This window comes from Escherichia sp. Lx600-2, from assembly GCF_036662595.1.
In the GTDB taxonomy this organism is placed as follows: Bacteria; Pseudomonadota; Gammaproteobacteria; order Enterobacterales; family Enterobacteriaceae; genus Escherichia; species Escherichia coli.
In genome coordinates this window covers 1-5973 of sequence record NZ_JAYQWM010000146.1, presented here as the reverse complement: position 1 = coordinate 5973, position 5973 = coordinate 1, and the positions used below count along the sequence as shown (strand labels likewise).

The 5973-nt window shown below is 43.0% G+C and carries 4 protein-coding genes; all 4 read right to left on the bottom strand.

The features are described 5' to 3' along the window. Nucleotides 1–167, bottom strand: a 167-nt coding sequence (locus OQV04_RS23260; protein ID WP_332643049.1) for a GhoT/OrtT family toxin, incomplete at its 3' end; no start/stop codon positions are given. 66 nt (nt 168–233) lie between these two features. Continuing rightward, nucleotides 234–1844 carry a hypothetical protein gene (locus OQV04_RS23255; RefSeq protein ID WP_332643047.1) on the bottom strand — a complete coding sequence of 537 codons (1611 nt, stop codon included), beginning with the start codon at nt 1842–1844 and terminating at the stop codon, nt 234–236. A gap of 964 nt (nt 1845–2808) precedes the next feature. Continuing rightward, nucleotides 2809–3372, bottom strand: coding sequence for a KilA-N domain-containing protein (locus OQV04_RS23250; protein WP_000066189.1), 564 nt, complete (start codon nt 3370–3372; stop codon nt 2809–2811). A 1055-nt stretch (nt 3373–4427) separates the two neighbouring features. Further along, nucleotides 4428–5897, bottom strand: a complete 1470-nt coding sequence (locus OQV04_RS23245) for a site-specific integrase (RefSeq protein WP_332643044.1) — start codon at nt 5895–5897, stop codon at nt 4428–4430. Nucleotides 5898–5973 lie beyond the last annotated feature (76 nt).

Here is a 5973-nt window from a genome sequence, read left to right as displayed (position 1 = left end):
CGTAACATGAGACTTATAATTGATGGAATGAGACTAAGCGGCCAGGTTAAACCTGTAATTATTGCAGCAAACAACCGATATGTTACTTTTTCTTCCGAGAAGATAAATATTAAAGTCGATGTCACAACCAGACCTATCAGGTAAGCTAACAGTAATTTATTGATCACTTTTACCTCCCCTTTCGATTTCTCTTTGAGCGGTCCTTTTAATCCAGGACCGCCTCATTATGAAAACTATTTAATTCCCTCATCATTGATAAGGTTGGACATCTCTTTCAACATGAGAGTCATTGAAGCTTTCGACCAATTTAGCGGAATGATAGGGCTTGGCGCTTCATGCAAAGTTCCCGACTTGTGGATATAGTTATAGCTTTCGGGAAGTGCCATTTCTGGTACGCTCCTGCCATTTGCACCAATCATATTCTCGCCTGTTATTTGGGCCAATGATCTATTCATAAATTGTACTGAGTCATTCAAATACTCTTCTTTTCTTGATTCTTTATAAACAATTGCTGCTGATTTTGCATACCATGAGTCAAAAAACCATTCTGCTTCTGTTGATGGAATGAAGCTCTTTTCTCTTTTCACATGTGAATTTTGATCGGTATCGGTTTTAATATCATTGAACCAAAAATTTGCCGACTGATAATTATCCTTCTCGTATCTTTTTATACCATACGGACCTGCTAGTTTTTTAACTATTTTTAGAACTTGCTCTTTTCTTCTGGTGTTTATCTTTGAAAGATTTGCAGGATAAATAACATTAAGTAAAGCCGCATCGGCTTCTCTGTAATGTTTATCTTTTTCCAGATAACCTGGGGATTCTCCCCCTAAATCAAGCTGTAACGTTATTCTTTCATAACCTTTATCTATGAGGTGGTTCAACCTCGTTGTTGAAAGAGGTTCATCCAGTTCATTGGCTTTAGCTTCGCGTAGTAAATCAGAGACAAAAACAGATTCTTTCTTCGAGAGTAAGTTCGACAAACGTTCCAGTCCAGAGGTCACCAGTGCAACGGAAGATGTGTTTAATCGGGCATCTTCCTCCCACGCTCCGGAATCTTCCATAACATAGAAATTGGCTTTATCCAGATAAGCAATCAGCAACGCAACCGATTTTAATCGGTCACCTTTTTGCCAATCTTCAGCGTTAATAGTACCAGTATTGATTGCTTGTATAAGGAGATCAAGATAAAGACCTAACGCATCATTTTGTTTATGGTTCCACAGCTGCGGCTTGCCTTCTTCCTGCACATCTGCCATCACGGGGGAGTTGCTGTCAAATCGGATATGCACAGCATTCATTTGCCCGGGAATACCATCCAGTCGTTTTGGGTTGCTAATGATGTCCTGCATCCGCTTAATCTGGTCGGGCGTAGACATATAATCCCACAGGGTGAGCAGAACCTTTTTTGCGGCTACACTATTTCCCTGGTCTGATACTAATGCCATATAGCCCCATAAACTATCCCTCAGCCAGACAGCATCATAGTGGGTTTCTGCCGCTGTTTTGTCATCTTCGAAAGTAGAAGCAAGAATAAACGTTACCCAGGGTTTCTCCGTCAACGTTAACTTTCGTGTGTTTTCTGTTAATGTTAGCAATCCTTGAATTTCGTCTTTGGTATAGTGGCTCTTTATTTCATTTTGTAATTTGGCTGAGTGAATCAGAAGACGATAATTAGGATACTTATCTGGATTTAACGATAAATAACTTTTATCTGTTGCTGCCCCCGTGGAATTAAGAATGTTAAATACAGATTCACTCGTCACTTCTGCCCCTGTCGCCTGGCATGTGCCGCACGAAAATATACCAGCGAGCAGAAGAGTTAATGCAGATTTCCCTTTCATAAAATATTCCATCAATCGTTTGTTAAAAGCGTAGATAACCACTTATTTAACAACTTGAAAATAAGGTATTTTACCTGGGTTGTTATAAAAGGATTGCATTGCGTAAACGCTTTTTATTTACAAAATAATGGGGAAGTGTTACTGCGATTGCGAAAAGTCTGAACCGATTGAATTAAGATAATATAGAAAATCAGATACAACAAAAATGGCAGGTTGATGAGGTGAAGATAAATTGGAGCGGGCGAAGGGAATCGAAGTATCGAAGATAATCAGCCGTTAACCATTTGTTTCCTAAAGGATGATGAATCCTTGTGGTTACAGTTATGGTTACACATTGAGTGATCTCTGGTCAAGGCTGTAGGGCTGTAGTACTCCCAAAAGAGAAATAGCACAAACAACTTTGATGATTCAAATATATGACAGGATACCTCCTTCGGTTTCTGGACAACTTCTGGAGGTATATGGGGGAATGTTGCAAGGTTATTACTATTAGATAGACGCTGAGATTTTTGTGGGAAATTTTAAATGAAGAGAGACATAACTCAACGCCACCAAGCACTACCACCGACGGCATAGTGAAAACCAGTAAGTACCAGAGCGACTACGATTGTCACGCAGAAAAGAATACCGCACACGGTCGACAACCGGTTAAAAATAACACGGTATATTATGCCAGAAATGAATAAAGCTCCTGAGGCCCACCAAAACGCCTTAACGGCTCTACCAACTGCGTAATAGGTAGACCACGGGATACCGCCGTAAATGTAACCAGCCATACATCCCGCAGCCAACAATAGTACAGCCATAGTAATAAACGACCCTACACCTCTTATCATAATGATTCTCCTAGAGTAATCCATTCAGTGACTGACGGTAGGATAGCCTGATTGCAGCCATCATGCGATCGTTTGTCTCGATCGGTAGCATGAAATTGATCGCTTATATCTATCTTGATCGAAAGCCATCATAAATTCCGTGTTCGGGCGAACCAGACGCTGCTGCGAGAAATCATGGATAACCCTTGGGATTTCGCCAGATTACCGTGAAGCACAGCCTTGTAGATGCGCTCAGGCTTCACACCGTCAACACGTTTACCAATTTTGTTAAGGGTCTGCATAGCTTCCCTGTAGTCGTCCTTATGACGTTCCAATAACTCAGCTTCAGTATGATAGCCAAGCTCGACCATCTTATTAGCAATGACCGTAGCAACTTCAGGCATCTCAAGGATAGATTCAAAGGCCGCATAAACCATGTCCTCGAAATCTTCAGAGACCCATCCGGCATACTTGAGGGTAGCCTGTTTGTCAGCGTAGGTTATGCTTTCAATACCACTCTTCTCGACGTGCATTTTTTGCATGTCGGTTAGCCTCTTTGTTACCTTGCCGCGCCACTGAGAGGGTAGCTTATTGTTAGGTAATCCGAGGATTTTCCATATTTCTGTAAGGTTCCACATACCATTCTCATTAGACTTAAAGCTGTGGCCTTTAATAATGATAATATGACCTGCATGTTTATGTTTATTACTCATTGCTTAGTTACCTTTTAAATATGCACTCTAAACCGCCCCCTACTGACCCACTCAAAGTCCCCAAGCGAAGGGAGACCAGCAGGACAAAAGGATGCAAACAGAATGACTTTGAGATTGAATGAATGACGATGATTGTGTCGTAGCTGTGCGGAGCTACTGTATGGTGAAGCGCGAGAGGTGGAACTTTGAGAGACACGTGGTGAGTGGTTCGGAGTGTGTCTCCTATTAGTAAGTCGTATTGATTCGTATTGATTCGTATTGATTTACTACTGGGAGGGTCTCTGAGCCACGCTAGGCATCAGGCCATACGAAACTACATGGCATCCTAAAGAATGGCGTACAGGGCCGTACAGGGCCATACAGGACCATACAGGGCCATACAGTTAGCTTCTGGGGGCCAGTCTAGTAATGCCTTGAGGAGACCTATAGGTTTGGTGATTGATTGTTATAAATATCATCACCTCTTAAGGTATTCCCTTAGAGTTAATCTTTAATTGCGTCTTTAAGTAAACTATAAGTTAATCTTTAATTGTGTCTTTAAGTTAACTTTAAGTTAAGCCCCTGTAGGGTAGAGACCATATTTAATATGATGTCTATTGCTATTCACTTATCGACTGACCCAGAGCACACAGGAAGCATTCACTTTAAGTAGAACGCTTGGTGTCTGTAATTGGTCATCCCGCCCCTGAAAGGATGCGATAAGTTACGGTTAGAGTTAGAGTTAGAGCTACTTGTAGTAGTAGTAGCAAGTGTCCTAGAAGAGAGAGAAAGAGAGAAAACTTTTTGTGTCCCTTCTCCCTATAGTGAGTCGTATTAAAAATCCTTGACAAGTAGTGAAAACTGTGAGTCAAAAACATGACCACACAGGCCTGTAGCAAGTGTCATCATAGAGAGGAACTTTTTGTGTCCCTTCTCTCTATAGTGAGTCGTATTAGAAATCCTTGACAAGTAGTGAAAACTGTGAGTCAAAAACATGACTACACAAGCCTGTAGCAATATGGTCATCGACTATGGTCATCCTCAAGGCAAATCTCCCCCGGGGGTTGACAGCTTGGTTACCCCACAATCTCCTTATAAACATCAGCCATCACATTGACCAGCCTATCAACCTCAACCTCTTTAGCATAACGGTCGTAAGTAATAGACCCTGAACTATGCCCCATGATCGCCTGTGCATACGCCAACTCGACCCCATGTTGTTTTAACTGGGTCGCAACTGTATGTCTAAACGAGTGAAACGCTAAGCCGCTACGGTCTGCGAGGACTTTAGGCAACAACGTCCGATTAAACCATTTACTCACCTGCTCACCGTAACCGTTCTTCATGAGGCGAAGACCATCGAACACCATAGCGTCATCACCATCAGCGCCTCTACGGGTCTCAACCAACCTCATAAAGTCAGCCAATATAAAACCATAGGCCCCATCGACCAGAGGCACACAGCGGTCACTATGAGCGTTCTTGATGCTCTTACCGGGTAGACTACTATCGTCTTCATTGATATGAATATAAACGGTTCCCGCCTCAGTGGTCCTGACGTCTTTGACCTGTAGTTGGGCTATTTCATTGAGTCTCGCCCCAGTGATAGCAGCCAAGGCGGTAACATAATAATGATATGGCTTACCAGAAGGTCTCTGTGAGTAAACTTGGGCGGCAGCCAGTAGTTGTCCTACCTGCTCCGTAGAGAAAGCATTACGCGCCTCAGAGGCTTTACGCTGGGGAACCTTAAGCTCTAGCCCTTCTGTCATATTCTTTTTAATCAGGTCATTACGCACGGCCCACTTGAAAACAGCCGCCATCTTAATGAGATATTTATTATTGATGGTAACAATATCCAGACAATCGGTTTTATCCTCACGACCTAGCAGGTCAACCAACGGAACATCTTTGAAACGCTGCTTACGATTCTTCGGCAATTGCTGGAGGATATCCCGAACCCTAAGCATATCCGCACGAGCTAACACATTGGCGTCAGCATTGAGGCCCAGATAATCAAAAACTTCGATTAACGCAGCATGAGAAGCTTTGTTTTCTCGTAATGTTGCTGGCTTCCAGTTCTGGGCGTTTTCCTGCTCGTACTGCTCAAAGAGAGAAGCAACGGTTACGCAGTGTTTGCCTTCAGTAATGCTTGTTTTTTGGGGAGCACTAACAGATAGAGTTGCAGAGGCTTGGTCATTAGCCCCAGCAGCATCAAATCCATCTATATAATCTATAAGTGGCTGGCTATCTCCCGCTTCAATGCGCTTCATGCAGGCCTTGAGTACATTAAGAGCCTCATTAATATAGCGATGCTGGTCAATAGTCAGTGGCTCGCTTGCCAGAGCATGGACAAGATTCTCTCCCACTTCCCCATACTGGTCACGGTATAGATCTCTCATATCTGGCTCGAAGAGGTCTGAACGACCTGTAGACAACTCCCACTCTGCGATGTCCCTCAGGTGTTCCCTCATTTCCTCATAGGAGGCGTTGGGTCTGTCTGCATGGATTGCCCTAAGTGCTGCCTTGATATGCCGTGAGTAAGCCATATAGACTGGCCCCCTGAATCTCCAGACAACCAATATCACTTAAATAAGTGATAGTCTTAATACTAGTTTTTAGACT